Here is a 22,089-nt window from a genome sequence, read left to right as displayed (position 1 = left end):
CCACGATGCACGAAAGGACGCTCCGGGTTGACAGGCATTTGGACGCCAATCGCAAAGGAGACGACTTGTGATCCAATAGGCTGGAACGCGACCGCCACCGGAGGATGAATGAACAACGACCTGCGGGCACTTGCCGACGAGTACTGGGAGTACTTCCTCGAGCGCAACCCCACCGAAGCGCACCTGTTGGGGGACTACCGGTACATCGACCGGATCGAAGATGCTTCGAGGGAAGCCGAGGACCGCGACATCGCTGCCTATCGCCGCATCGCGCACGAAGCGCAAGGCATCGACCCCGGTTCGCTCGATGCGCCAGACCAGGTGACGCGCGAAACGCTCATCTACGAATGCAGCACCGCAGCGGGTGTCACCGAGACGCGCCAGGCGGAGTTCGGTATCGACCCGACATTCGGGCCTCACATCGTCTTTGAGATCCTGATCCCGCAACTGTCGGTCGAGACTCCAGAGCACGCCGAGGCGATGCTCGACAAGTATCGCGCCATCGCAACGATGTTCGACCAGCTGTCGCAGCGACTCCGTGAGGGCATCGCGACTGGTCGCGTCAACGCGAGGTTCGCCGTCGACAAAACCGTTGCGGCCATCGACACGCTCCTCGACACGCCGGTCGCCGACGATGCGTTCCTCAGGGCTGCCATGCCCGACTCGTTCACCGATACCGACATCGCGGCGTGGAAGGAACGGGCTGCTGCCATCGTCACCGACACGGTGCGCCCCGCGCTCGGCAGGTACCGTGATGTCATCCGCGACGAGGTTGGGCCCGTCGCTCGATCCGACGATGAAGCGGGCCTTGCCTACCTCCCCGACGGCGACCTCGTCTACGCACGGCTCCTCGAGAAGTACACCACCATGCCAATGCAGGCAGGGGAGATTCACGAGATCGGCCTTCAGCAGATCGATCGCCTCGCCACCGAGTATCGAGCGATCGCGGGTCCGATCATCGGCACCGACGATCTCGCCGGGATCTTCACCGCGCTCCGTGACGATCCGGCGCTTCACCACACGAGCGGCGCCGATGTCGTCGCCCAATCCGAAGAGGCGTTCGCCGCAGCCAAAGCGGCGATGCCAGACTGGTTCGGGCGTCTCCCACAATCGAACTGCTTCGTGCAAGAAACCCGGCACGGCGCCGTCGCCTTCTACTACCCGCCAGCCGAGGACGGTTCACGCGAAGGCACCTTCTTCATGAACACGGCGGATCCGACCTCGTGGGCGACCTACGAGGTGCAGTCCACGGCGTTCCACGAGGGAATCCCCGGCCACCATCTCCAGATCGCCATCGCGCAGGAACTCGGTGACGCGGTCCCCGCCTTCCAGCGCAACGGGTTCATCTCCGCGTACGGCGAGGGGTGGGGCCTGTACACGGAACGCCTCGCCGACGAGATGGGCCTCTATACGACCGACCTCGACCGCGTCGGGATGCTGTCGGCAGATTCGATGCGAGCGTGCCGGCTCGTCGTCGATACCGGCATGCACGCCCTCGGGTGGTCGCGACAGCGGGCGATCGACTACATGGCCGACAACTCGCCGATGACCATGCATTCGATCATCGAAGAAATCGACCGGTACCTGTCCGACCCCGGCCAAGCCGTGTCCTACATGATCGGTCGGCTCGAGATCCAGCGGATGCGAGCCGAAACGCAACTGGCGATGGGCGAGTCCTTCGACATCAAGGGGTTCCACGACGCGGTGCTCGGGTCGGGGCTTGTCACGCTCCCGACCCTTGACCGTATCGTCACCGAGTGGAGTACCCGCGCCGCGTCACCGTGACGGGATTCAGCCGCCATCCCCAGTGTCGGCGTGGTCGGATGCGGCCACAACCTCCGAGACATCACGCATCCCGAGACCGATCAGGATGAACAGGATCCCGACAAGGATCGCCATGCCAGCCACACCGAAGGCGACGACCGAAGTGAACAGCGACGCCTGGAGGAACGCCGAGTTCATGGCAACCTGGCGGAGCGGATCGTCGCGGTCGAGCTCGGCGTAGGTCTTGCCACCGGTGGACTCGAGGGTGTGGTCGTTGATGACCTTTGCTTGGCAGTAGGCGCTGAACGGTCCGTTGACATCGTCCCCTGCGAGACAGCTCGCATCGTCGGCGACGGTGATTTTCTGATCCGCGAGGGTGTTGCTCACGACGATCCATGTTGCGACGCCCCCGATGATGAGTACGACACCGACAACGATCGACGCGATGAATGCGGTCTTCCTCATGATGACTCCTTTCTCGCGCCAAGTCTACGCGATCGCGGGGCAGGATCCCGTCACAGCACGGGTCGTTGGTCGGCTTTGACTTGTCAGGGACCAACGACGAAGATCGACACCCACCGAGGCCAAATTCTGTCAACTCCCCTGGAGGTAGCGATGGATCGATGCTGCGGTTACTCGCAGACCGCCGGTATCAGGCCAGCGCGCGTCATGGCCGATCAGGCCATGCCACCTTCAGGCGACGATAAGACTGCGAGGTATGTTGGGACGGAGCGGTGCTCGGACGCTGACCAGGAATCCGTTGTGGCAACAACCATCGAACGACAGGTGTACACCGCCGCGATGCGGGCTGACATCAGATCGTTGTCATGAGACGCTGGGTTGTCCTCGCGGTCGTCGTCGCGATGCTCGCGGCTGCGTGCACCCGCACCTCGTCGGTGACCACCACAACCGCACAGCAGGGACCGGGCCCAACGGTCGAGAACCCAGCAAGCAACCCCCCGCCGCCGCCAGCCGAGATCGCCCCCGTGCTTCGTCGACCGGGTGTGCCTGGGGACCTCTTCTCCGGAATCCCGACGCTGCTCGACACGATGACCTTCGCCGCGAACCCGATCGTGCGCGTCGAGCTGTGGAACGCCAATGATCTGATCGAGTCCTACGAACCGGGCGAGCCCGTCACCGAGCTCCATCACATCTGGGAATGGACGCCGCAAGGTGCCGGATTCCAAGGGATCGTCCTGCGGGCGTACGACACGACCGGCGCCTCCGCTACCTCATTACCCCTGTGGACGCGCATCCACGAACCTCCCGCCGAACTCGCACTTCAAGCGTCGGTGCCTGCGCCGATGCCGGCACAGCGAGCGAACAACCTCATTGCCCCGCAGCCGGCGATCGCGATCGACGCCAAGACCTGCATCGCCTCGGTGAACTTGCCCGCCGTGCAAGACGCCACAGGGATCCTCGTCAACGCCGCCGCGTTCGGTTCTGCCGGGTTCGTCCCCCTTCCACCCGTGGGAGGGGACGGCGGTTTGGTGAGTATTCCGCTCGGCGCATCCCCGGTGATGCTGTTCGTCGAGCCCTACGACGAAGCCGCTCGCAACCCCGGTCCGCCGACGCTGATCGAGCCTCCGGCGGAATGCGCAGACAGTGGCTGGTCGGGCGACCTGGACTTCTCCGACGGGCTGCTCCACGCCGCGGTCGATCGGGCCTATCTCTATGTGACCACTGATGGGAACACCTGGGATCGGGTCCCACAGCAGGAGGGCGCCTTCGTCTCCAAGGGGCCCGACGGTGCTTTCAACTTCGGTCCCCTACCGAGCACCGACACCGGAACGGGGCCGGTGATCGTGGAGGGTTGGGGATGGTCGGACGGCACGCTTGTGCCCCTCGGGCGCTCACAGTGGCAACCGTCGACGGACGGTGCGACCAGTGGGTTCGGTAACGCCGTGGAGATCGCCGACCTGGGATCGGTGATACCCGACAGCAGCCTCGACTGGATCATCAAGAGCACACCGGTGAGGACCGGGACCATCTGCACCTACGACCCTCCGGCTCCGACCCCGACAACAACGACGAACCCGATCAATGTCGTTGGCAGCACCGCGGCCCCACCCACAACGGCGCCTTCGTACATCGCGACGCTTCCGGAGCCGTGCACCAACTACCTCCCTGGCTCGTATACGAACGCCTTCCGTTGGGCACCACTCGCAGGCGGCACCGGGCTCACCCACGGGCTTGTTCAGGTGAGCACGACGCCTCCCCCGGCGGATCCGGCCCTCAACTTCCCTGGCATGGTCCTCACCCAGACCGTTCCACTTCCGCAGGGGGAATCATCAACCGACTTCTCGGTGGATCTCGGGCCAGCGATCGATCCTCCCGCAACCGAGGTCACCTCCCAGGATGTGTGGCAGACGATGACCTACAAGGCCTTGCCCGGTCTCGGGAATCCAACAGACTCGAACGCTCCGACGAGGAGCGCGGCCGTGGCCATCGACCTGCTTCCTCTCCTGCCGTGGCTCACCACCGACACCCTGTGGGTGCGGGTGGTCCCGTTCGCCGGGAAGCAACTCGTCGCAGGGGAGTCGAACGAGGTCGTCATCGACCTACTCCGAGAGCCGCCACCCCCGGAGCCGGATTCGTCGCAACCCGCCTCGATGAGCATTCAGGTGCGGATGACACCTCCGAGCCTTCCGAATCCGTCGTACTCGCGCTGTGTGCGGGTGGTGTCGAATCCGTTCGGGAGCAACAACCCGGCCCCGTACGAGACTCCCTTGTGGTACATCATGAGGGGCGAGCCGGTCCCGACCCAGGGTGCGTTCGACAAGTTCTACCAATGGGCAGAGGACCAGGCTTTCGTCTACGAGAACGGTGTCAAGGTCCATAAGGGCATGGTGCCGGGGTCGACCGTCTGCGCAGGCAAGCTGTCACCTCCGTCCAAGCAGTGGTGGGACTACATCGGGGACGCCATCGGCTATGTCGGTTGGGTGTGGGACCAGTTCGTCGCCGTGTGGGAGTTCGCAAAGGACCTCACCGCTGAGCTCCTCGCGACCGTGACGGGCTGCAACACGATCGTGGCTGCGACCGGCAAATCAGACGAAGACGCCAAGAAACTGTGCAAGGGCTGGAGCAAGACGGCGATCAACGGGGTGCTGATGTACTTCGGGGTGCCGCCAACGATGCCCCAGTTCAAGGGCCTCGCCGAGATCGGGAAGGGTGAGCTCGAGGCCTGGCTCGTCAAACAGGCCGAAGCGCAGGGCCTGTTCGACAACTGCAGCGTTCTTGCATCCGAGTGCAAAAAGCTCGCCGAGGACCTTGTCGACAAAATGCTCGACGAGATGCAGATTGCCGCGACGAAAGCCGTCACACAGGCAGCGACGACGGGTAGCCAGTGGATTCTCAACATCCATCCCGGCATCTATGTGGTTCCCGAGCCTGCCGGGACGATGGCACCCGCCATGTTCGAGGTCACGATCACCCGCAGCGCCGACCCGAGTGCCCCTGCGCCTCCCGCGTTGTGCACCTACACGGGACAAGTATTCGGACAGAAGAGCTCCTACTCGTGGCAGAACTACGGCACCGGGAAGTGGATCCAGAGCCAGCCGGTGGGAGGCTATGTGATGTTGCCCGAGTCGATCTCGATCGATCTCAGCGGCCTTGCTCCCGGCGAGAGCCGCAAGACGGTGCTCGCCCTCGACCAGATCGCCAAGTGGTATCTCCCCGGTCAGAGCCCGCAGCTGCCCAAGACACCGTGGAACATCGACCCGAAGCCGTGGATCTTCCTGACCTGGACCGGTGAAGGTGCGACCACGCTCACGACGAGCCTCGCCGGATCGGCGGGATGCGGATGGGCGAGCCAGACCCATCCCGTCGACGGGAAGTACACCGAACCGTGGGAGATCCCGTACCCATGAGACGCACCACCGCCGTCGTCACCGCCAGCCTCGTCGCCGCCTCGGTGCTCGGCATTGCGCTGCGGTCCGGGGCTGCGACGCCCGGAACGAGTCGCTCGTGGATCGATGCACCACTCGACGGGACCGTCGTGACCAAGGCCGCGGTCGAGGTGACCGCGCACGCAACCGACCCATCCGGTGTCACCGCTGCCCGACTGACCGTCAACGGAACAGACGCTGGCGAGACAGACCTCGGTGGCGAAACACTCCACACCGTCGCATTCAGTTGGACCGCACCAGGTTCGGGACTGTATACCTTCGAAGTGGCAGCCCGAAACGCTGATGGAGAGTGGGGCGCAAGTGCCGCCGTCGATGTCCTTGTCAACCTTGGCGACCTCGTGGACACCACCACGACAACCGACGCTTCGACGACCACGACCGTCCCAACGACGACAACGATCCCACCAACCACCACAACGATCTGCGCGCTTGGGGTGCCCGTACCCGGTTCGGTCACCGGTACGGTGCTCTTGACACCGACCGTGCATTGGAGCTACAGCGGCTGCCGGGAACCGGAGGAGTTCGAGATCGAGGTCTCCCGTGACCCTGGCTTCCTTCGCAACGAGTGGCTCGGGTACGCGGGAGGAGAGGAGCGTCAGGTCACGATCTCGGTTGGCACCTACTGCGCGACCTACTACTGGCGGATCCGCACCCATGACCTCGGTGATGAGGGACCGTGGTCACCGGTCAACTCGTTCTTCGTCGGGAACCGCTGCTAGCGGATCCCGGGCATCCGATAGCACAGCGAGACCTGCACGCGGTTCGAGCCTTCCGAGCATCTGCGGGTCAACCAGATGGGTCACCGAAAGCATCGTAGGGGTGAGCACAACCAACAAAGGAGTGCCAATGGCCTATCGAAATAGGCTCGCTGTCATCACCCTCGCCCTCGCTGTCTTCACTACCGTTGCTGTCTTCGCGATGGCTCCGAAAGCCATCGCTGACTCGGTGTTCGACGGGATCCCCATTGGGGGTGACCGCCCTTGGCATCACGATGAGCGTGTGGACCCAGATGCCTACGACGCTGTCGTGTTCGAGGGCACCATGACCATCACCGACTACGAATGGATCGGCGCCAATGAGGTCGGGACCGACTTCTTCTACAGCTCCGTATCCGTACTCGACCCTCCCCGCCCAGGACACCCAGCCATGCCGTTCAGTGCGATCGTCGCGCGGCCCTGTGTCGGAGGAGACCCGAACCCACCGTTCCGTCGATAGAGATCCCTCGATGGCGGCATTCGACATCCTCGGGCGACGGACCCTGAAGACAGTTGTCGCGTACGCTAGGTGGGTATAAAGGAGAGCCATGGCAGAAGACCAATACCGCTGGATGGCCGAAGCGGGCAAACAGGCGTCCAAGAAAGTGCAGGTGCCAGGGGTAGCCGAGGTCCTCGGACACTTGGCCGTTGCTGAGTCCATCCATCGACTCGCCGCAGCCATCGAAGCATCCAACCGGAATCGCTAGGGCCGCCGCCACGACGGCTTCATGCCTCGGGCGACAGACCCGTGGATCTCACTCGCCACGAACCGAGGGGTGACATGCCGACATGTCGCCCCTCGGTGTGATCGATGCTCTGGTCCCTAGGAGGAAGTGGTTTCGAGCACCTTGTGGCTTCCGGTACCGATTTCGATCTTCTGCGGCTTCGCCTCTTCCTTGACGGGTAGCACGACGGTCAGAATCCCAGCGTCGTAGTCGGCTTCCACAGCAGATGCGTCGAGGCTGTCGCCAAGACGAACCTGACGGCTGTTGATTCCGGTCGGACGCTCACGCAGAATCCAGTTCGCTCCCACGGTGTCCTCCATGGTGCGTTCGGCGGTGACCGTCAGAACCCTGTCTTCCACCGTGACTTCGATCTTGTCGCGATCGACGCCAGGGACATCGAACCGGAGAACATACGCGCCGTCCTTCTCGTACGCATCGAGGGGCATGACCCCTCCGCGCCAACGGCTGCCAGCGCCTGCAAGCATGCGGTCCATCTGTTCGAATGGATCAACAAAGCGTGCCATTGAGCTCCATCCTTTCCTGTGTCTCGGCGGGCGCAACTGACGCCCACGCTCGGTTGCTCATCAGAGATTATAGTACCACTGCCTAGATAACTTGACAAGTGTCCGCTTAGATTTCATGGTCTAGAGTTTGGGGTATTTCGATGCCAGACGCGGTATCCCCACCATCGAGAGGGGACGCGAACCCCGACGCGAACCCCAAAGTCGCAACCATCCTCCACCGTGATAGCCACGGACGGAGCGTGCGATGAGTCGTGCAACACGAATCGACAGCGCAGCCCGTCACCCACATCGACAATGGGCGATTCTCGAATGGAGCCTTGCGTGAGCGGAGAGGGAGGGATTTGAACCCCAAAGTCGCAACCATCCTCCACCGTGATAGCCACGGACGGAGCGTGCGATGAGTCGTGCAACACGAACTTGTGTCGCAGCGGTTTCCCACACTAACAATGGGTGATTCTCGAGGGAAGCCTCGCGTGAGCGGAGAGGGAGGGATTTGAACCCCAAAGTCTCGACCCAAGACATGCCGTGCCCCTCAACGACCTTCACAATGAGTCGTGCAACACGAATCCACAACCACCATCCGGTCCACATCGGAGGGCGGTGGGTCTCGAGGTGAGCCTCGCGTAAGCGGAGAGGGAGGGATTTGAACCCCAAAGTCTCGACCCAAGAAGTTCCGCACCCTCTCGAAGACGCGCACAATGAGTCGTGCAACACGAACTTGTGTCGCAGCGGTTTCCCACACTAACAATGGGTGATTCTCGAGGGAAGCCTCGCGTGGGCGGAGAGGGAGGGATTTGAACCCTCGAGGAGGCTTAACACCCCCTACTCGCTTAGCAGGCGAGCGCCTTCGGCCACTCGGCCACCTCTCCCGGGTGGATGGCAGGATATCAGGGGTCGTCACCGACGCGGCGAGAATCGTGCTACTCGCCGACCACCTGCCAGGTTTCGCTGTTCCAGGTGAAGCGCGATGCGGTCCCGTTGTGGACGGCGCCGGTCACGGCTTGGTCTGCGACGAGAAGGAAGCTCGACCGAATGAACAACGGGATGACCGGCAGCTCGGTCGCGAGGATCTGGTCGGCCTCGGCAGCGAATGTCGCGAATTCCACGGGATCGACGGTGGATCGGGCCAGTGAGACGAGTTCTGAGAACCTCGAGGATGCGTCCTCAGAGATCGTTCCCCACCCGTTGAGGCCCGCACCCGCACCAGCAGGATCGAAGCGGTCGAGGAGCTCAAGGGTCGCGGCGTAGCCGCCGTCGTTCTCCCATGCCCACAGACCGAGATCCCAAGCGCCAGAGGGGAGCGTATCTCCGTAGAACTGGATCGAGTCGAGCAGCTTCGTGCTGTACCGGACACCGGTGTCGGCGAACGCCGACGCGAGCGCATCGGCAATGGCGGGACGGTCCGGTCCGTTGTTCGTGGTCGATAGGACGCTGGCGACATCGGTGGGGTTCGGCAGATCCATGATGAAGTCCGTTGCGAGCGCGGCGTTGTGCACATATGCGGCCCATGGCGAAACGCCGGTCGGCGCGATGAGGCCGGGAACGGTGGCCGCCCATGGGACACCGGCCTCATCGAGGGTGGCTGCACGGTCGACGGCGTGTGCGATTGCGGTCCGGAACGACAGGTCGTCATTGCGCGATGCAGGGTTGGCACGGTCACGGTCACCGATGAAGTTGAACGAGAGCTGCTCGATGAACGGTGTCGGTGCGGATTGCATGCGGCCGATCCCGTCGAGTTCCGCATCGGGGATCCCGGTGAGCTCCTCGACCATTTCGACTTCTCGGTCCTTCACAGCCTGAATCGGGTCGCTGACCACCCGGAACTCGATCGCGTCGGCGTATGGGAGCTGTCGATGCCCGTCGGTCTTCCAGTAGTTCGGATTCCTGACCAGCGTGGTCGGGTCTTGTCCGCTGACCATGAACGGGCCACCCGCAGGCCACGAGGTCCCGTCCGATGCCGTGACGCTCTCCCCTGCGAGGACATGGGACGGCAGGATGATCCACAGAGCATCCTCGAAGGCGAGGGAGGGATGGTCGAAGGTGATCCAGGCGACCTTCTCGACGGCGTCGGCATCAACGACCGAGGCCATCACCGGATCAACGGCCGGATTCCCCGCTCGCGCGAGGTCACGGAGGGTCTGCGCGGTGAACGCGAGATCCGCGCCCGAGATGGGTACGCCGTCGCTCCATGTCGCTCGCGGAGCTATCTGGTATTCGACCGTGACGGTGCCGTCGCCGTTGTCGACGACCGCGCCGGGAACCTGCGTCGGGAGGGAGGTGACGGTGTCGGGGATGCGTTCCCAAGTTGTCGGATCGATGTCGTAGACAGTTGCCCACACCGCTGCACCGATCAGTGAGGTTTCGCCGGTCACCGTCGTCGAGAAGGGGTTGAGGGAGCCCACCGGCGCCTCGATACCAACCGTCACCGTTCCTCCGAACCCATCCGGCGGTTTCGTTGTGGTGGTGGTCGACGGGTCGAGGGAAGAAGGTGTCGACGAGACCGATGTCGTGGTGGTTGCTCCTCCCGATGTGCACGCCGACATCGCGAGCGCGATCGCTACGAGCAGCTGGGCAGATCGTGACATCGGGCCACAATACTGACCACACCAACCCGAGCGATTCCTTCCGCAGGCGGCCTGGCCACCGGTATCGGGTTCAGGTCCGCTCGGGACGACCCGTAGGCTTGTGTGGTGCCACCTGAGCTCCCAAGCATCCCGGATACTCGAGTCGTGATGCCAGCGACCGCGGCGGGAACCAACCGGGAAGCGTTCGGATCCGCTGAATGGGGTCTTGCGGCGGCGATCGCACTGATCTGGGGATCGTCGTTCATGTGGATCGACATCGGCCTCGAAGGTCTCCATCCCGGTGTGATCACCCTCGTGCGGATTGGTCTCGGCATCGCAACGCTTGCTGTGTTCCCACGGTCCCGGGCACCGGTTGACCGGGAGCACCTGTCGCGCATCATCGTGCTCGGGGTGATCTGGCTTGGCATTCCGCTGACCATCTTCCCGGTGGCGCAGCAGTGGATCGACTCGTCGGTGAGCGGCATGCTCAACGCAGCGATGCCCATTTTCTCCGCGGTGTGGGCGACGATCCTGCTTCGTGCGTTTCCCGGTTGGAGACAGGTTGTCGGAATCGCCGTGGGGTTCGTCGGTGTGACCGCGATCCTGCTGCCGGAACTCGCCGACTCGTCCGCGACGGCACTGGGCGTTGCGCTGGTCCTCGTGGCGGTGATCCTGTACGGGCTGGCAGCGAACCTCGCCGTACCGCTCCAGCAGCGCTACGGGGCGCTCCCGGTGCTGCTGCGCGCCCAGCTTGCCGCTGCGGTGATCATCACGCCGTACGGTTTGCTTCAGATTCGAGGTTCGACCTGGGAGTGGGACTCTGTCCTTGCCATGATCCCGCTCGGGGTTCTCGGAACCGGCCTTGCCTATGTCCTGATGGGGACCCTGGTCGGGCGGGTCGGGGGAGCAAGAGGATCGATAGCTATCTACTTCGTCCCGATCGTCGCGGTCGCACTCGGTGCCACCTTCCTCGGCGAGGAGATCAACCCGATCGCGATCGCAGGGACCCTCCTCGTCCTCGCCGGAGCCTGGATCGCATCCCGCCGCGAAATCTGAGCCCTGTTCACGCGTACCCAGGGTTCCCGTTCGACGAAAAGGTACAAACTGGCCCACAGAACGGGCTGCTATGCGTCGAGTTCTGCCAGGACGCCTCCAAGCCACTCGATCGACTGAATCGTGATTGGGTCGACGACGAGCTGCACCTCGTCGATACCGATTGCAGCGAATCCGCGCAGCACATCCGCGAGCTGTGTCGTGGAGCCCGTGATCGGGTCGGAGGTCGCTCGGTTCGGGCTGCCGATGGGTCGGCCACCGGTGCCAGGAGCACCGACGAGGACTGCCACGGTCCTCCCCACGGATTCGGGCGGTACGCCAGCTTCGACGCATGCTGTGTCCACCTTGGCCATGAGCCGCGCCGCGCCGTCAGCGGAGTTGCCGTACCAGGCGTGCCACCCGTTCCACAACCGGACATGGGGAAGAGCCGCTCGCAGGACGCGTGGTCCTTCCGATCCGATCATCAGTGGAATCCCCTCGGCTCGAGCCGGGGGCGCAAGGATGCAGTCTCGCGCTGTGTAGTACCTGCCTTGGAAGTCGATCTCGCCGGTTGTGAGCAGGGTTCGGATGATCGTGAACGCCTCCTCGAATCGGCTCGCCCGGTGATCGAAAGGAAAACCGTAGGCGTCGTACTCGATCTGGTTCCATCCGGCACCGAGACCGAGGATGAATCGACTATCGGAGATCTCGTCGATCGTCGCGGCCTTCTTCGCAATCATTGCCGGGTTGTGGAACGAGGTTGCCGCGACGAGAGGCCCAAGCTTGATGCGTTCGGTGCACGCGGCGAGAGCGGCCAGAACGGACCATGCCTCCCAGGGACCAGTGGGGCCAGCCGCTCCTTTGTAGAGCAGGTGGTCGCCGACCCAGATCGAGTCGAAGCCGGCACTTTCCGCAGCGCGGGCCATGTCGCGCATCTCGGGCCATGGGACAAACCGTTCGACTTCCGGCAGTTGCACACCGACCCTCAACGGTCGAGCCATCTCGGACCTCCCTTCTTCTTCGTTCTGTGGGCCAGTTTGTACCTTTTCGTTGAATGGGAACCCTGGGTACGCGTGAACGCGGAGGGAGTGGGATTCGAACCCACGGAAGCTTGCGCCTCGCTGGTTTTCAAGACCAGTACTTTCGTCCGCTCAGTCATCCCTCCAGATGCGCAAGGGTACTTGGGTGTGCCGAGCGAGTATTTCCTTCCGGCGCGCCGAATCCCAGCGTTGGCTGCGGCGCGGAAGAGGAGCGCCGGCCGGCGCTCCTCCTGCCTTTGCGAACAAGTCTCCCTCTAGGAGAGCAACTTTGCCTTCTGGGTATCAAACTCGGCACTCGAGATCACACCCTTGTCGCGAAGATCGGCGAGCTTCGCGAGCTCGTCGGCGGTTCCTCCCCCTCCGGCAGCTTCTTGAATGTACTTACGCGCCGCCTTCTCTTGGTCAGCCGCCTGCTGCATTGCCCGTTCATGCATCGAGTTGCCATTGACGATGATGTAGATGAGCGTTCCCAGCAGCGGCAGGATGATCACGAAGAGGACCCAGAGCGCCTTGACCCAGCCGCTCATCTCCTTGTTGCGGAAGATGTCGCTGAAGATCGTGATCAGCAGCCAGATCCAGATGACAAACATGAAGAACCAGAGCATGGTCCAGAACAGGTTGAACAGCGGCATGGATTTCCCTTCGTCTTCTTGGTGCCTCGCACCAAACCTCTTGGGTTTCCACTATATAGGAGTCGGGAATGCCAGTGGTGAGTCCGTGTGGCGGAGGGGGAGGGATTTGAACCCCAAAGTCGCAACCATCCTCCGCCAGACAGTCACGAACGGAGCCTTCGATGAGTCGTGCAATACGAATCGGCAGCGCAGCTCGTCACCCACATTGATTATGGGTGATTCTTGAGGAGAGCCTCGTGTGGCGGAGGGGGAGGGATTTGAACCCCAAAGTCGCAACCATCCTCCGCCAGACAGTCACGAACGGAGCCTTCGATGAGTCGTGCAATACGAATCAGCACGCAGCTCGTCACCCACATTGATTATGGGTGATTTTGAGGAGGCCTCGTGGCGGAGGGAGGGATTTGAACCCCAAAGTGCAACCATCTCGCCAGACAGTCTGAGCAGGCCTTCGATGGGTCAGTCTGTACGAATCAGAAAGCATCAGCTCAAATCACCCGGTGACAATGGGTGATTCTTGAGGAGGCCTCGTGTGGCGGAGGGGGAGGGGATTTGAAGACCCCAAAAGTCGCAACCATCCTCCGCCAGACAGTCAGAACTGGAGCCGCTGGATAGTCGTGCAATGCAGATGCGACATCGCAGCTCGTCACCCACATTGACAATGGGTGATTCTTGAGGAGAGCCTCGCGTGGCGGAGGGGGAGGGATTTGAACCCTCGGGACCCCGGAAGGCCCAACGGTTTTCGAGACCGTCACATTCGTCCGCTCTGTCACCCCTCCAGAGTGAGCGAGTGTACCGGGGTACGATCGTCCAGAGCAGCCCCGTTCTGTGGGCGTGCGCGTACCTTTTAGTTGAACGGGAACCCTGGGTACGCGTGAACCTACCGGCCGGAACGCTTTGCCTCGAAGAAGTCGGCGATGAGCGCGCGGCATTCGGCTTCCCGGACTCCGGCCGTTACCTCGATCTGGTGGTTCAGGCGCTCGTCCTGGGGGATGTTGTACAGCGACCACACCGCACCAGCCTTGAGGTCGGCGGCTCCGTACACGATCCTGTCCACCCGTGCCCACACCGCCGCCATCGCGCACATCGCGCAGGGTTCAACCGTCACGACGAGGGTGTGGTTGATGAGGCGCCAATCCCCGAGCTCACGAGACCGAGCCGAAAGCACGAGCATCTCGGCGTGAGCAGTAGCGTCCCCGAGCTGTTCCCGACGGTTCCGGTCGGCGGCAACGATGCCTCCGGCACCGTCGACCAACACCGCACCGATCGGAATGTCCCCATGTTCGGGGGCTCTTCGTGCCTCACCGAGCGCGACCCGCATCGCCTCGTCGTAGGCCGCTACCTGGTCTTCCACTTTCTCCCATCTGAGGGCGTATAGTCTGCTGTCGCACGCCTGGAAAGCGTGTATGCGGAAACGCATCGAGGGTTCAAATCCCTCTCCCTCCGCCAACGCGGGGCCCCATCTGAGAATCACCGACTGCCAACCTGAGCACCCGGTACCACCGTTCGCCACGCCTCGAGCGGTTGGTCTTCAGCGTGGAGGATGGTCGAGACTTTAGGGTTCAAATCCCTCTCCCTCCGCCACGTGGGGCCCCAAATTGAGAATCGCCCTTTGTGAACGTGGGTGACGGGCTGCGATGTCGATTCGGGTTGTACGACTCATCGGACGCCCCGCTCGTGACTGTCAGGTGGAGGATGGTTGCGACTTTAGGGTTCAAATCCCTCTCCCTCCGCCCACGCGAGGCTCCCCTCGAGAATCACCGACTGTGAATGTGAGTGACCCACTGCGATGCTGATTCGTAGTGCACGACTCATCACCATCGGGATTCTGGTATGTGTCCCGTGAAGTGGTGGAAATTGGGTAGGTCCTTTTCTTGAAGGGGTCACCGTGTGACTCTCAGCGAGTTCATCCACGAGCTCGTAAGGAGATACACGATGACCCGCCATGATGATGCCTCAACGTTTGCTGATGTGCTTGCACGTTTCGGTGATGACGGCACCAAAGAGCTGTTCGGGCCTTTTAGAACAACGCTCCAGGACCTGATCGAGCCGAGGTGACTGCCAGATCGGTGCCGGCGCGAACACGAGTCTGTTCGAATTATCGCAACGGGACCCGTGAGCGTGCCTTGTCGACTCAGGCAGGCGATGTCGGGTTTGCGGATCGAAGCTGCAGGCGGGTCGTTCTTCCGTCGCTTCTTGAACCCGCCGCCGGGTCGACAAGGCCCTGTGCGGTGATTATGACAGCGTATGTCACGGGCACCTCGACGAGAGATTGATCTCGTCAGCGCTCCGGTGTGACACCGGGGTGTCGAAATCCACTGTCGTCGTATCTGGGCGAGATCGACCAACGCATTGCCGTGTTCCGTACCCGGTCACTGGATCACCTGGGATTCCCATACGTATATCTCGTACTATGTCAAGCCTGCGTCGATCACCACGTCGTGTCAAGGGCTGTAGTGATCGCAGCCAGTGTCGCTTCGGACGGAAACAGGAAGTGTTGGGCTCGATGTTGGCGATTCAGAAGACGAGGTGTTTTGGACCCAGTTCCTGCGATCGTTAAAAGACAGGGGTCTTGGCGGTGTCAACTCGTGATTCAAGACGCCCACCCGGACTCAAAAACGCCATCGGGCGAGTGTTCCAGGCGCAGCGTGGCAACGATGCAAAGGCATCTGTGCCTGCCTGATAGCTCACATCCCCAGGACAAACAGATGATCGGAGCAACGTGCGGACCATCTTCGTACAACCAGACCCGAATCGCTCGTACCCAACTCGGCAGGTCGCCTCGATGCTCGAAACCCGATATGTGGCTGCCGGGCTTCCTCACCGATGCGGAACACGATGTCTAGCGTATGCAGAGTTCCCGCAACCACACTGGTCAAGATGCCATAACAAACCCACTCGAGCGGGTCAGCAAGAGATCAAACGTCGTTCCAAGTCGTAGGAATCTTCCCCAACGACGAATCCGTGATCGCCTCGTCGGTGCCGTGCTGAAACGAAACCCACGACGAATGGCGACACCGAACGCCGCTACCTCTCAGAAGGATCCTGGGCCGTCGGACAACCACCACAGGAGGTCAACGCGCCCTACACACCAGAACTACCCGCCGCCTAACATGACAAACAACCGCTGAGAGGCACAACCTCATTTACACCACTCAACGGGACACTGCCCACGCGAGGCTCCCCTCGAGAATCGCCCATTGTGAACGTGGGTGACGAGCTGCGCTGTCGCTTGCCGTTCCACGACTCATTGTTCGCGTATTCGCGAGCTCACGCGCTCGTCGGGTCGAGACTTTAGGGTTCAAATCCCTCTCCCTCCGCAACGCGAGATTCCTCCGATACCGAATCGTCGATCATGGTACCGACCGGCTCCGTCGCGGCGATGGTGGGAACGGCGCCTGCCGCGAGCCGTCAACCCGACACCCCTGATACCATCGCGGCAACCGTGCTAGGTGGGGCGCTAGGGGTGCCCTGCATCCGAAACCCTCTTCATGCGGAGCTGAACTCCCCGCCTGAGAGTGCAAGGTCAGTGGGTCAAGCACTGGTTCGATTGATGTTGACAACGGGGTCCCGGTGCGGCGGAGCGTCGTGAACCGGGTCAGGTCCGGAAGGAAGCAGCCCTAAGCGATGTGCTCTGGGTGCGTCGGGGTGGCTTCGGACGAGTCGATCAACCAGAACGCGCCACCGGCTGAACACTCGAGGGCGGGGTGCACGGTCCCCAACCGCTGGCTATTCACACCGCCTGCTTGCACAGGATCGCACCCCACACGAATCCGAGCGGCCCCATCCGCCATGTGTGCACCAACTCGAGCGGACTGTCGGCGAGCAGAACTTCAGGTGCCGGGTGCTTGTCGAGGCTCTCATGCAGATACCGGTACTCGTCACGCGCGCCGATCGTCATTCCCGCCAAGGGAAGCACCACGGCCGTCCCGACGCGATGCACGCGGGCAGCGGCCCTGCCGACGGGCCGGCCGAGATCGACGATCCCTGCCATCCCGCGAGGGCGCAGAACCCTCGCGATCTCGCGCATCGTCGCATCGACAGAATCGAGGTTGCGAAACACATATGCGGAGAACACCGCATCGAAGGTCTCATCCCGAAACGGAAGGTGCTCCCCCACAGCGAGGATACGATCATGCGCCTCGTTGAGGCGCAACATCTCCGGTGCGGGATCGAGCGCCACCGTCTCTCTCGGAGCAAGCACCTCGTTGGCCGCTCCGGTGCCGGCACCGAGGTCGAGGACGCGGCCACGGGGAAGCCTTGCCGCCACCGCACGACGCCACATCTGGTCCCGGCCGAGCGACAGGACCGCATTCAGCCGGTCGTAGCGATCGGCGATGCCGCCGAAGACGGTTCCGTTGCTCATCAGGGCACGACTACGGCCCGGCGAGGCGGTCGAAGCCGGTATAGGCGACCAGCGCAGTCGGAATGCGGATCGAGCCATCGGGTTGCTGATGGTTCTCCATGAGCGCAATCAGGGTCCTGCCGACAGCGATCGCGGTGCCGTTGAGCGTGTGCACGAACTCGTTCCCCGACTCGGCACGAAACCTGATCTTGAGTCGGCGGCTCTGATAATCGGTCGTGTTGGAGGTGGAGGTCACCTCGCGATACCGGTCCTGTGACGGGAACCAGGCCTCGATGTCGTACTTCTTGGCCGCAGAGGAACCCAGATCCCCCGCCGCCACATTGACGACCCGATACGGGAGTTCGAGACCGCTGAGCAGCTCCTCTTCGCGCTCGAGGAGAAACTCGTGTTCAGAAGCACTCTGGTCGGGATGCACGAACGAGAACATCTCGACCTTGTCGAACTGATGGACGCGGAAGATTCCCCGCGTGTCCTTGCCGTAGGTCCCTGCCTCGCGCCGGAAACAGGTCGAATAGCCGGCGTAGCGCAGCGGGAGCTGGTCGGCATCGAAGATCTCATCCTGGTGGAACGCCGCGATCGGCACTTCGGAGGTGCCGACCAGGAACAGGTCGTCACCGGGAATCGCGTACACCTGCTCTGCGTCACCGGGGAAAAAGCCTGTGCCGTACAGGGCGCTCTCACGAACAAGGACCGGCGGGACCACGGGGGTGAACCCGTGCGGGATGAGCGCATCCATGGCGTAACGCACCAGCGCAAACTCGATCATCGCCAGACCGCCGAGCACGAAACCGAATCGCGACCCCGACACCTTCGCGGCACGCTCGACATCGAGAACACCCAACCGGGCACCCAGCTCGACATGGTCCATCGGTTCGAACCCGAAGGTCGGGGGCGTGCCGACCCGCTTGATCTCGACGGCGTCGTCTTCGTCAAGGCCGTCGGCAGCCGACGGATCGGTCATGTTCGGCAGCTGTACCCAGATGGCGTCGAACTCCGCGTCGAGCGTGTCCGCTTCCTCGATGAGGCCCTTGTACTGCTCCGCAAGTCCAGACACCGCACCGACCGCTTCAGACTTCGCCTCCCCTTCGAGCGTCGCTATCTCCTTACCGGCAGCCTTCTGTTGCGCACGGAGCTCCTCGGCGCGCGCTCGCACGACGCGTCTGCGCTCGTCGAGATCTGAAAGGGCCACAAGGTCGAATTCGCATCCTCGACGGTCGAGGGAAGCGATCAGTGACTCGCGGTCAGAACGGAGGAGCGCAACATCGATCATGGATGTGCAGGTTACCGACCGAGAGCCCGATCCACGGCTGCGGCCTCCTCGGGCGAGAGCTCCTGCGCCCCCCGCCCGCCGGTCACCTGCTTGGTGAAGAACACCGTCTCGTCGCGGGCAACGAGCAGCGTGATCATGAGGCCATCCCCTCGCTGGTTCAACAGTGCGATCGACCGCGACTGGTTCCCGGCGATGTTCCCGAAGGCGTCGTACGCCACGACACCGATATAGCTGATGGCGTATGGGAGCCTGCCTTCGAGGGCACCGACCCGCTCGATGAGGTCAGCGACACGCGACTGGTTCGCTTCCGTCGTCGACGAGACACGCTGAAGCATCCCAACGAAGTCACCATCGGTCGGAACCGAGTCGATGCGTCGCCGCATCCCCTGAACCTGCACAACGGCGAGGAGTGCACCGACGATCGCGATCACAGCGATCACGAGGGCCGCATCGTTCATGCTTGTCCGCTCCGGATGAACCGTATGTCCCAGGTATCGTCCTCGGGACGACTGTCTCCGTCGATTGTTGCCGTGATCTTGATCTGATACAAGCTGTCGGATTCGACTTGGAGGTCGCTGAAGACAACCGACGCGGAGGCCCCGCCTTGGATCGTGTCGATTGTTCGGGTCGCCGTTTCGGACGCGCCGCTGTCGGCGTTGACGATCTCGAGCGTCACCAACACATCAGCTTCGTCTTCGTTTCCCGAGTTGGTGACGATGGCCGTGACCCCGAGCGTTTCTGAGAACGGGACAACGGGAACACCACCTTGGGCACCCACCGGTTCAGGATCGAGTTGGCCGGTCACCCCAACATTGTGGTGTGGAGCAAGCTCGTAGGAAGACGATACGGACAGGATCAGCTCCACTGGACTGTAGAGCATGGGATCGGCGGGTTCGGCTTTGATGTAGGAGATCGGGCCAAACCCGGATGTATCAACATCGTCCACCGGTTCATCCAGAGACCGCAGGAAGAGGGAATAGGCGGCATCACCGGCCCGCAGTTCGTCGAGTGCCGCCCCCAACGCAGTGGTGGCGGCCGCGGCCGGATCACCGTTCATCAGACCGACCAGCACCCGCTGCACCTCGGTGACACCGGTCACCCACGACACCGACGCCGTTGAAAGCGACCCGTACGCCTGAGCGATTCGTTGCGAAACCTCGACATCGAGAAGCGCATCCGCCGAGACCGCTGTGGAGACGATCCGTTCCAGGCGGTTCAACAGATCCTGGCGCGATGTCGCCCCGATCGATTTGAAGGCCGATTCGAGCTCGTTGGCTGCTGTGGCGTGAAGGTCGGCCGCTTGATCGGCAACCGCGAAGAACTCAACGGCGCCACGCTGCTCCGTCTGGCGCGTTACCAGATACGCAACAGCGGCAATGGCCGCAGCGAGGGTGACAATGATCAACAACCAGCGCCGCCGTTGCGCGCGACGGTCTGGCCGGTAGGCCCGGTAGGTCATCGTCGCAGAACGGTAACCGCCAATACCCGATAAGTCCCGTGGACCGACCCACACCGCTCCGGCGAGTAATCCCAGACGGCCGCCCGCAACGGCCATGATCGGCTGCCGGACCCGACCTACTCAAGCCGATGCGATCGATTCAGAGCAAGGACGGCCGACCCTCGGGCGCGACTGGCGAAGACCAGCTCCCCAAGGGGGATACCGCTGAGAACCCTCGGGATGCCAGCCAGCTGGCCGAGATCAGCCTCGTCTGCGTGACCGAAACCAACCTCGGCGTGCTCGGCGAACCACAGCTCGTCGATCTCCGCCTCGTTCCACACGATCGTCGGATAGGCGGCGTCAGGGGGGCCGTCGAACGAGGCGATGTACTTGTAGCCAAGCCACGGTACGGAGTTGACCCTCTTCTGAGCGGTTCTCCTCACAACCACATTCTGCTTGCGGAATGTGGTCGCCTCGATCCGCATCACCTCGTGGCCCCAGACGGCAGCGGTCGCCCGGAATGTGTCGTCAACCACCCCGCGAATCGGGGAGATGTCAGCGTGCATCTTGGGAATCCCGATCAACTCCCGGCCGGTCACGATCGGAAGGGTCTCGTTCTCCCACATCACGAGAATGTGGAGGCCGTCGACGGTTTCCTCGCCCTCGAATCGGGCAGAGACGCCGGCGTAGGCGACCCGATACCCTCCGCCCGCCATGAAGTCGACCTGGTCGTAGTCACCGAAGCTGATCGTGATCATCGGATCTTGCGGGACTTCGAAACAGTCGGGCACCAGGGGCAGAACTGCGTCGCGGTCAGTACGGAACGAAGCCGCCAGCGTCTCGAGCCTCCAGTAGACCCGGCCCGGCCGTGCTTGCCGATCGAACACCGGACCAACGATGAGCGGCATCGTGTAGACCTGTGAAGGGTCCGTCACGAGCATGCGCCACCTCCCAGCCCCTTGCGTCATGATAGTCGGCGACTTCCCCGAGCTCGAGCAGGAGGACATCCGGGCATGTCGGGCGTTCGCTGCTGATCGCGAACGCAAGCTTGTCTCCGGCGCGTGAAACTGCTCCTCGATGACGAAACGGCGCCCTTCCTCACCCTCGAGGGTCCCAGGCGAGCCTGATCGCACACTCGTGCGATTGAAACGGTTGCAATCGGGGGTTCCCTGACGCCGGTCAGAATCCCCTTGGAAGCCGAAAGCCCTGGTGGGCGAGGGGGGACTTGAACCCCCACGAGTGTTACCTCACAGGAACCTGAATCCTGCGCGTCTGCCAATTCCGCCACTCGCCCGTTCGGACGGGAAGGGTACCACGAGGCTGTCGTAGCGGCCCGTGCCGATCCTCGGCCCTTCCGTGCTGTAGCCGTATTCGGAACTATCCGGATCGGTTCATACAATCAACGCCATGAACCTCGCTCGCGGCCTTGAACGGCGCCTCGAAAACCTCGTTGACGGTGCGAGTGCGTCCGTGTTCCGGGGACGGATGCACCCGGTCGTGATCGGCAACAAGATCATCCGCCAGCTGGACTTCCTCGTCGCCGAGTCGTTGGCGGGGCCGCAAATCCCCAACGACCTCGTCGTGTCCCTCAACCCCTCCGACATCGACAGCGGTCACGATCGGGCAGCTCTCATTGCCGAACTCGAAGGGGTTGTCACGGAGACGGCGAGGTCGAACGGTTGGCGCATGGTCGGACCGCCTTCGATCCATCTCCGCACGGACCCAGCAGTGCCAAAAGGTGTTCTCGCATGTGCAGGGGAACCCGTTCCGGGACCGCTCAACCCGTGGATGCACCTGATCGCCGACGACGGGTCCGCCGTCCTTCCCGTGTCGATGAACCGCACCCTCATCGGACGCGGCCTCGATTGCGACATCAGGCTCTCGAACGAACAGATCTCACGACGCCACGCCATCGTCTTCACAGAAGGTGCGAGCGCGGGGATCATCGACCTCGCCTCGTCCAACGGGACCTTCGTGAACTCCCGCAGGGTCGGCGTGGAGCCTCTGACGGTCGGACCCGGAGACCATGTCGTCCTCGGTGACCTGTCGTTCACGGCACGGCTGGTGGCCTGAC

The 22,089-nt window shown here is 62.8% G+C and carries 19 protein-coding genes, 4 tRNA genes and 1 other RNA gene; 9 read left to right on the top strand and 15 right to left on the bottom strand.

The features are described from left to right. The first annotated feature begins 108 nt into the window (after window positions 1–108). A complete protein-coding gene (locus R2823_02925; protein ID MEZ5175140.1) occupies window positions 109–1,785 on the top strand; it encodes a DUF885 domain-containing protein in 1,677 nt (558 codons plus the stop codon). A 6-nt stretch (window positions 1,786–1,791) separates the two neighbouring features. Here R2823_02925 and R2823_02920 read toward each other — a convergent pair whose 3' ends face one another. After that, a complete protein-coding gene (locus R2823_02920; protein ID MEZ5175139.1) occupies window positions 1,792–2,229 on the bottom strand; it encodes an aromatic ring-opening dioxygenase LigA in 438 nt (145 codons plus the stop codon). Between the two features lie 362 nt (window positions 2,230–2,591). Between R2823_02920 and R2823_02915 the strand changes: the two genes are divergently transcribed. The 4 genes from R2823_02915 (at window position 2,592) to R2823_02900 (ending at window position 7,134) form a co-directional block, all read left to right on the top strand. Then, window positions 2,592–5,633 carry a hypothetical protein gene (locus R2823_02915; protein MEZ5175138.1) on the top strand — a complete coding sequence of 1,014 codons (3,042 nt, stop codon included), beginning with the start codon at window positions 2,592–2,594 and terminating at the stop codon, window positions 5,631–5,633. Further along, a complete protein-coding gene (locus R2823_02910) occupies window positions 5,630–6,391 on the top strand; it encodes a hypothetical protein (GenBank protein ID MEZ5175137.1) in 762 nt (253 codons plus the stop codon). The genes R2823_02915 and R2823_02910 overlap by 4 nt, the downstream gene beginning before the upstream one ends. Window positions 6,392–6,518: 127 nt before the next feature. Further along, on the top strand, window positions 6,519–6,887 hold the full coding sequence (locus R2823_02905; GenBank protein ID MEZ5175136.1) for a hypothetical protein: 369 nt from the start codon (window positions 6,519–6,521) through the stop codon (window positions 6,885–6,887). Between the two features lie 88 nt (window positions 6,888–6,975). Continuing rightward, on the top strand, window positions 6,976–7,134 hold the full coding sequence (locus R2823_02900) for a hypothetical protein (protein ID MEZ5175135.1): 159 nt from the start codon (window positions 6,976–6,978) through the stop codon (window positions 7,132–7,134). Between the two features lie 116 nt (window positions 7,135–7,250). On the opposite strand, the gene R2823_02895 is transcribed toward R2823_02900, so the two are convergent. The 3 genes from R2823_02895 to R2823_02885 all read right to left on the bottom strand — a co-directional run bounded on the left by R2823_02895 (window position 7,251) and on the right by R2823_02885 (window position 10,261). Continuing rightward, complete coding sequence (locus tag R2823_02895; protein ID MEZ5175134.1) at window positions 7,251–7,676, bottom strand: Hsp20/alpha crystallin family protein; 426 nt, start codon at window positions 7,674–7,676, stop codon at window positions 7,251–7,253. Between the two features lie 779 nt (window positions 7,677–8,455). Then, window positions 8,456–8,545: transfer RNA gene (locus R2823_02890), tRNA-Ser, on the bottom strand. 51 nt (window positions 8,546–8,596) lie between these two features. Then, a complete protein-coding gene (locus R2823_02885; protein ID MEZ5175133.1) occupies window positions 8,597–10,261 on the bottom strand; it encodes an ABC transporter substrate-binding protein in 1,665 nt (554 codons plus the stop codon). A gap of 147 nt (window positions 10,262–10,408) precedes the next feature. On the opposite strand from R2823_02885, the gene R2823_02880 reads away from it, so the two are divergent. After that, window positions 10,409–11,296 carry a DMT family transporter gene (locus R2823_02880; GenBank protein MEZ5175132.1) on the top strand — a complete coding sequence of 296 codons (888 nt, stop codon included), beginning with the start codon at window positions 10,409–10,411 and terminating at the stop codon, window positions 11,294–11,296. A gap of 68 nt (window positions 11,297–11,364) precedes the next feature. Here the strand turns inward: R2823_02880 and R2823_02875 are convergent, their stop codons facing one another. The 5 genes from R2823_02875 to R2823_02855 form a co-directional block, all read right to left on the bottom strand. Next, window positions 11,365–12,273 (bottom strand): LLM class flavin-dependent oxidoreductase, encoded by a 909-nt coding sequence (locus tag R2823_02875; GenBank protein MEZ5175131.1) that lies wholly within the window; start codon window positions 12,271–12,273, stop codon window positions 11,365–11,367. Between the two features lie 79 nt (window positions 12,274–12,352). Then, window positions 12,353–12,437, bottom strand: a tRNA-Ser gene (locus tag R2823_02870). A 129-nt stretch (window positions 12,438–12,566) separates the two neighbouring features. Continuing rightward, window positions 12,567–12,944 carry an SHOCT domain-containing protein gene (locus R2823_02865; GenBank protein MEZ5175130.1) on the bottom strand — a complete coding sequence of 126 codons (378 nt, stop codon included), beginning with the start codon at window positions 12,942–12,944 and terminating at the stop codon, window positions 12,567–12,569. Window positions 12,945–13,630: 686 nt separating this feature from the next. Beyond that, a tRNA-Ser gene (locus R2823_02860) sits at window positions 13,631–13,720 on the bottom strand. Window positions 13,721–13,821: 101 nt separating this feature from the next. Then, window positions 13,822–14,295 (bottom strand): nucleoside deaminase, encoded by a 474-nt coding sequence (locus R2823_02855; GenBank protein MEZ5175129.1) that lies wholly within the window; start codon window positions 14,293–14,295, stop codon window positions 13,822–13,824. A gap of 581 nt (window positions 14,296–14,876) precedes the next feature. Here R2823_02855 and R2823_02850 point away from each other — a divergent pair. Continuing rightward, the gene (locus R2823_02850; protein ID MEZ5175128.1) at window positions 14,877–14,999 is read left to right on the top strand and encodes a hypothetical protein; all 123 of its coding nucleotides are present in this window, start codon (window positions 14,877–14,879) and stop codon (window positions 14,997–14,999) included. A gap of 1,385 nt (window positions 15,000–16,384) precedes the next feature. Continuing rightward, window positions 16,385–16,656: signal recognition particle sRNA large type (ffs, locus tag R2823_02845), an RNA gene on the top strand. A gap of 18 nt (window positions 16,657–16,674) precedes the next feature. Here ffs and R2823_02840 read toward each other — a convergent pair. The 6 genes from R2823_02840 to R2823_02815 all read right to left on the bottom strand — a co-directional run bounded on the left by R2823_02840 (window position 16,675) and on the right by R2823_02815 (window position 21,309). Beyond that, window positions 16,675–17,307, bottom strand: a complete 633-nt coding sequence (locus R2823_02840) for a class I SAM-dependent methyltransferase (protein ID MEZ5175127.1) — start codon at window positions 17,305–17,307, stop codon at window positions 16,675–16,677. 10 nt (window positions 17,308–17,317) lie between these two features. Then, on the bottom strand, window positions 17,318–18,577 hold the full coding sequence (serS, locus tag R2823_02835; GenBank protein ID MEZ5175126.1) for a serine--tRNA ligase: 1,260 nt from the start codon (window positions 18,575–18,577) through the stop codon (window positions 17,318–17,320). Window positions 18,578–18,588: 11 nt separating this feature from the next. Then, window positions 18,589–19,035: a DUF4446 family protein gene (locus tag R2823_02830; GenBank protein ID MEZ5175125.1), complete on the bottom strand. Its 447-nt coding sequence runs from the start codon at window positions 19,033–19,035 to the stop codon at window positions 18,589–18,591. Beyond that, window positions 19,032–20,036, bottom strand: a complete 1,005-nt coding sequence (locus tag R2823_02825; GenBank protein ID MEZ5175124.1) for a hypothetical protein — start codon at window positions 20,034–20,036, stop codon at window positions 19,032–19,034. The genes R2823_02830 and R2823_02825 overlap by 4 nt, the downstream gene beginning before the upstream one ends. Window positions 20,037–20,152: 116 nt before the next feature. Beyond that, the gene (locus R2823_02820; GenBank protein MEZ5175123.1) at window positions 20,153–20,956 is read right to left on the bottom strand and encodes an acetoacetate decarboxylase family protein; all 804 of its coding nucleotides are present in this window, start codon (window positions 20,954–20,956) and stop codon (window positions 20,153–20,155) included. A 266-nt stretch (window positions 20,957–21,222) separates the two neighbouring features. Continuing rightward, a tRNA-Leu gene (locus tag R2823_02815) sits at window positions 21,223–21,309 on the bottom strand. 113 nt (window positions 21,310–21,422) lie between these two features. Between R2823_02815 and R2823_02810 the strand changes: the two genes are divergently transcribed. Next, a complete protein-coding gene (locus R2823_02810; GenBank protein MEZ5175122.1) occupies window positions 21,423–22,088 on the top strand; it encodes a DUF3662 domain-containing protein in 666 nt (221 codons plus the stop codon). Window position 22,089: the final 1 nt, after the last annotated feature.

Source organism: Acidimicrobiia bacterium, from assembly GCA_041393965.1.
GTDB lineage: Bacteria > Actinomycetota > Acidimicrobiia > Spongiisociales > UBA5794 > UBA5794.
Note: the sequence above shows the minus strand (reverse complement) of the source record. Positions and strands in the feature narration are given on the sequence as shown.

Bases quoted from the DNA above. Each gene is read 5' to 3' on its own strand.
- R2823_02925 (MEZ5175140.1), top strand. From the start codon at position 109: ATGAACAACGACCTGCGGGCACTTGCCGACGAGTACTGGGAGTACTTC.
- R2823_02920 (MEZ5175139.1), bottom strand. From the start codon at position 2,229: ATGAGGAAGACCGCATTCATCGCGTCGATCGTTGTCGGTGTCGTACTC.
- R2823_02915 (MEZ5175138.1), top strand. From the start codon at position 2,592: ATGAGACGCTGGGTTGTCCTCGCGGTCGTCGTCGCGATGCTCGCGGCT.
- R2823_02910 (MEZ5175137.1), top strand. From the start codon at position 5,630: ATGAGACGCACCACCGCCGTCGTCACCGCCAGCCTCGTCGCCGCCTCG.
- R2823_02905 (MEZ5175136.1), top strand. From the start codon at position 6,519: ATGGCCTATCGAAATAGGCTCGCTGTCATCACCCTCGCCCTCGCTGTC.
- R2823_02900 (MEZ5175135.1), top strand. From the start codon at position 6,976: ATGGCAGAAGACCAATACCGCTGGATGGCCGAAGCGGGCAAACAGGCG.
- R2823_02895 (MEZ5175134.1), bottom strand. From the start codon at position 7,676: ATGGCACGCTTTGTTGATCCATTCGAACAGATGGACCGCATGCTTGCA.
- R2823_02885 (MEZ5175133.1), bottom strand. From the start codon at position 10,261: ATGTCACGATCTGCCCAGCTGCTCGTAGCGATCGCGCTCGCGATGTCG.
- R2823_02880 (MEZ5175132.1), top strand. From the start codon at position 10,409: ATGCCAGCGACCGCGGCGGGAACCAACCGGGAAGCGTTCGGATCCGCT.
- R2823_02875 (MEZ5175131.1), bottom strand. From the start codon at position 12,273: ATGGCTCGACCGTTGAGGGTCGGTGTGCAACTGCCGGAAGTCGAACGG.
- R2823_02865 (MEZ5175130.1), bottom strand. From the start codon at position 12,944: ATGCCGCTGTTCAACCTGTTCTGGACCATGCTCTGGTTCTTCATGTTT.
- R2823_02850 (MEZ5175128.1), top strand. From the start codon at position 14,877: ATGACCCGCCATGATGATGCCTCAACGTTTGCTGATGTGCTTGCACGT.
- R2823_02840 (MEZ5175127.1), bottom strand. From the start codon at position 17,307: ATGAGCAACGGAACCGTCTTCGGCGGCATCGCCGATCGCTACGACCGG.
- serS (MEZ5175126.1), bottom strand. From the start codon at position 18,577: ATGATCGATGTTGCGCTCCTCCGTTCTGACCGCGAGTCACTGATCGCT.
- R2823_02830 (MEZ5175125.1), bottom strand. From the start codon at position 19,035: ATGAACGATGCGGCCCTCGTGATCGCTGTGATCGCGATCGTCGGTGCA.
- R2823_02825 (MEZ5175124.1), bottom strand. From the start codon at position 20,036: ATGACCTACCGGGCCTACCGGCCAGACCGTCGCGCGCAACGGCGGCGC.
- R2823_02820 (MEZ5175123.1), bottom strand. From the start codon at position 20,956: ATGCTCGTGACGGACCCTTCACAGGTCTACACGATGCCGCTCATCGTT.
- R2823_02810 (MEZ5175122.1), top strand. From the start codon at position 21,423: ATGAACCTCGCTCGCGGCCTTGAACGGCGCCTCGAAAACCTCGTTGAC.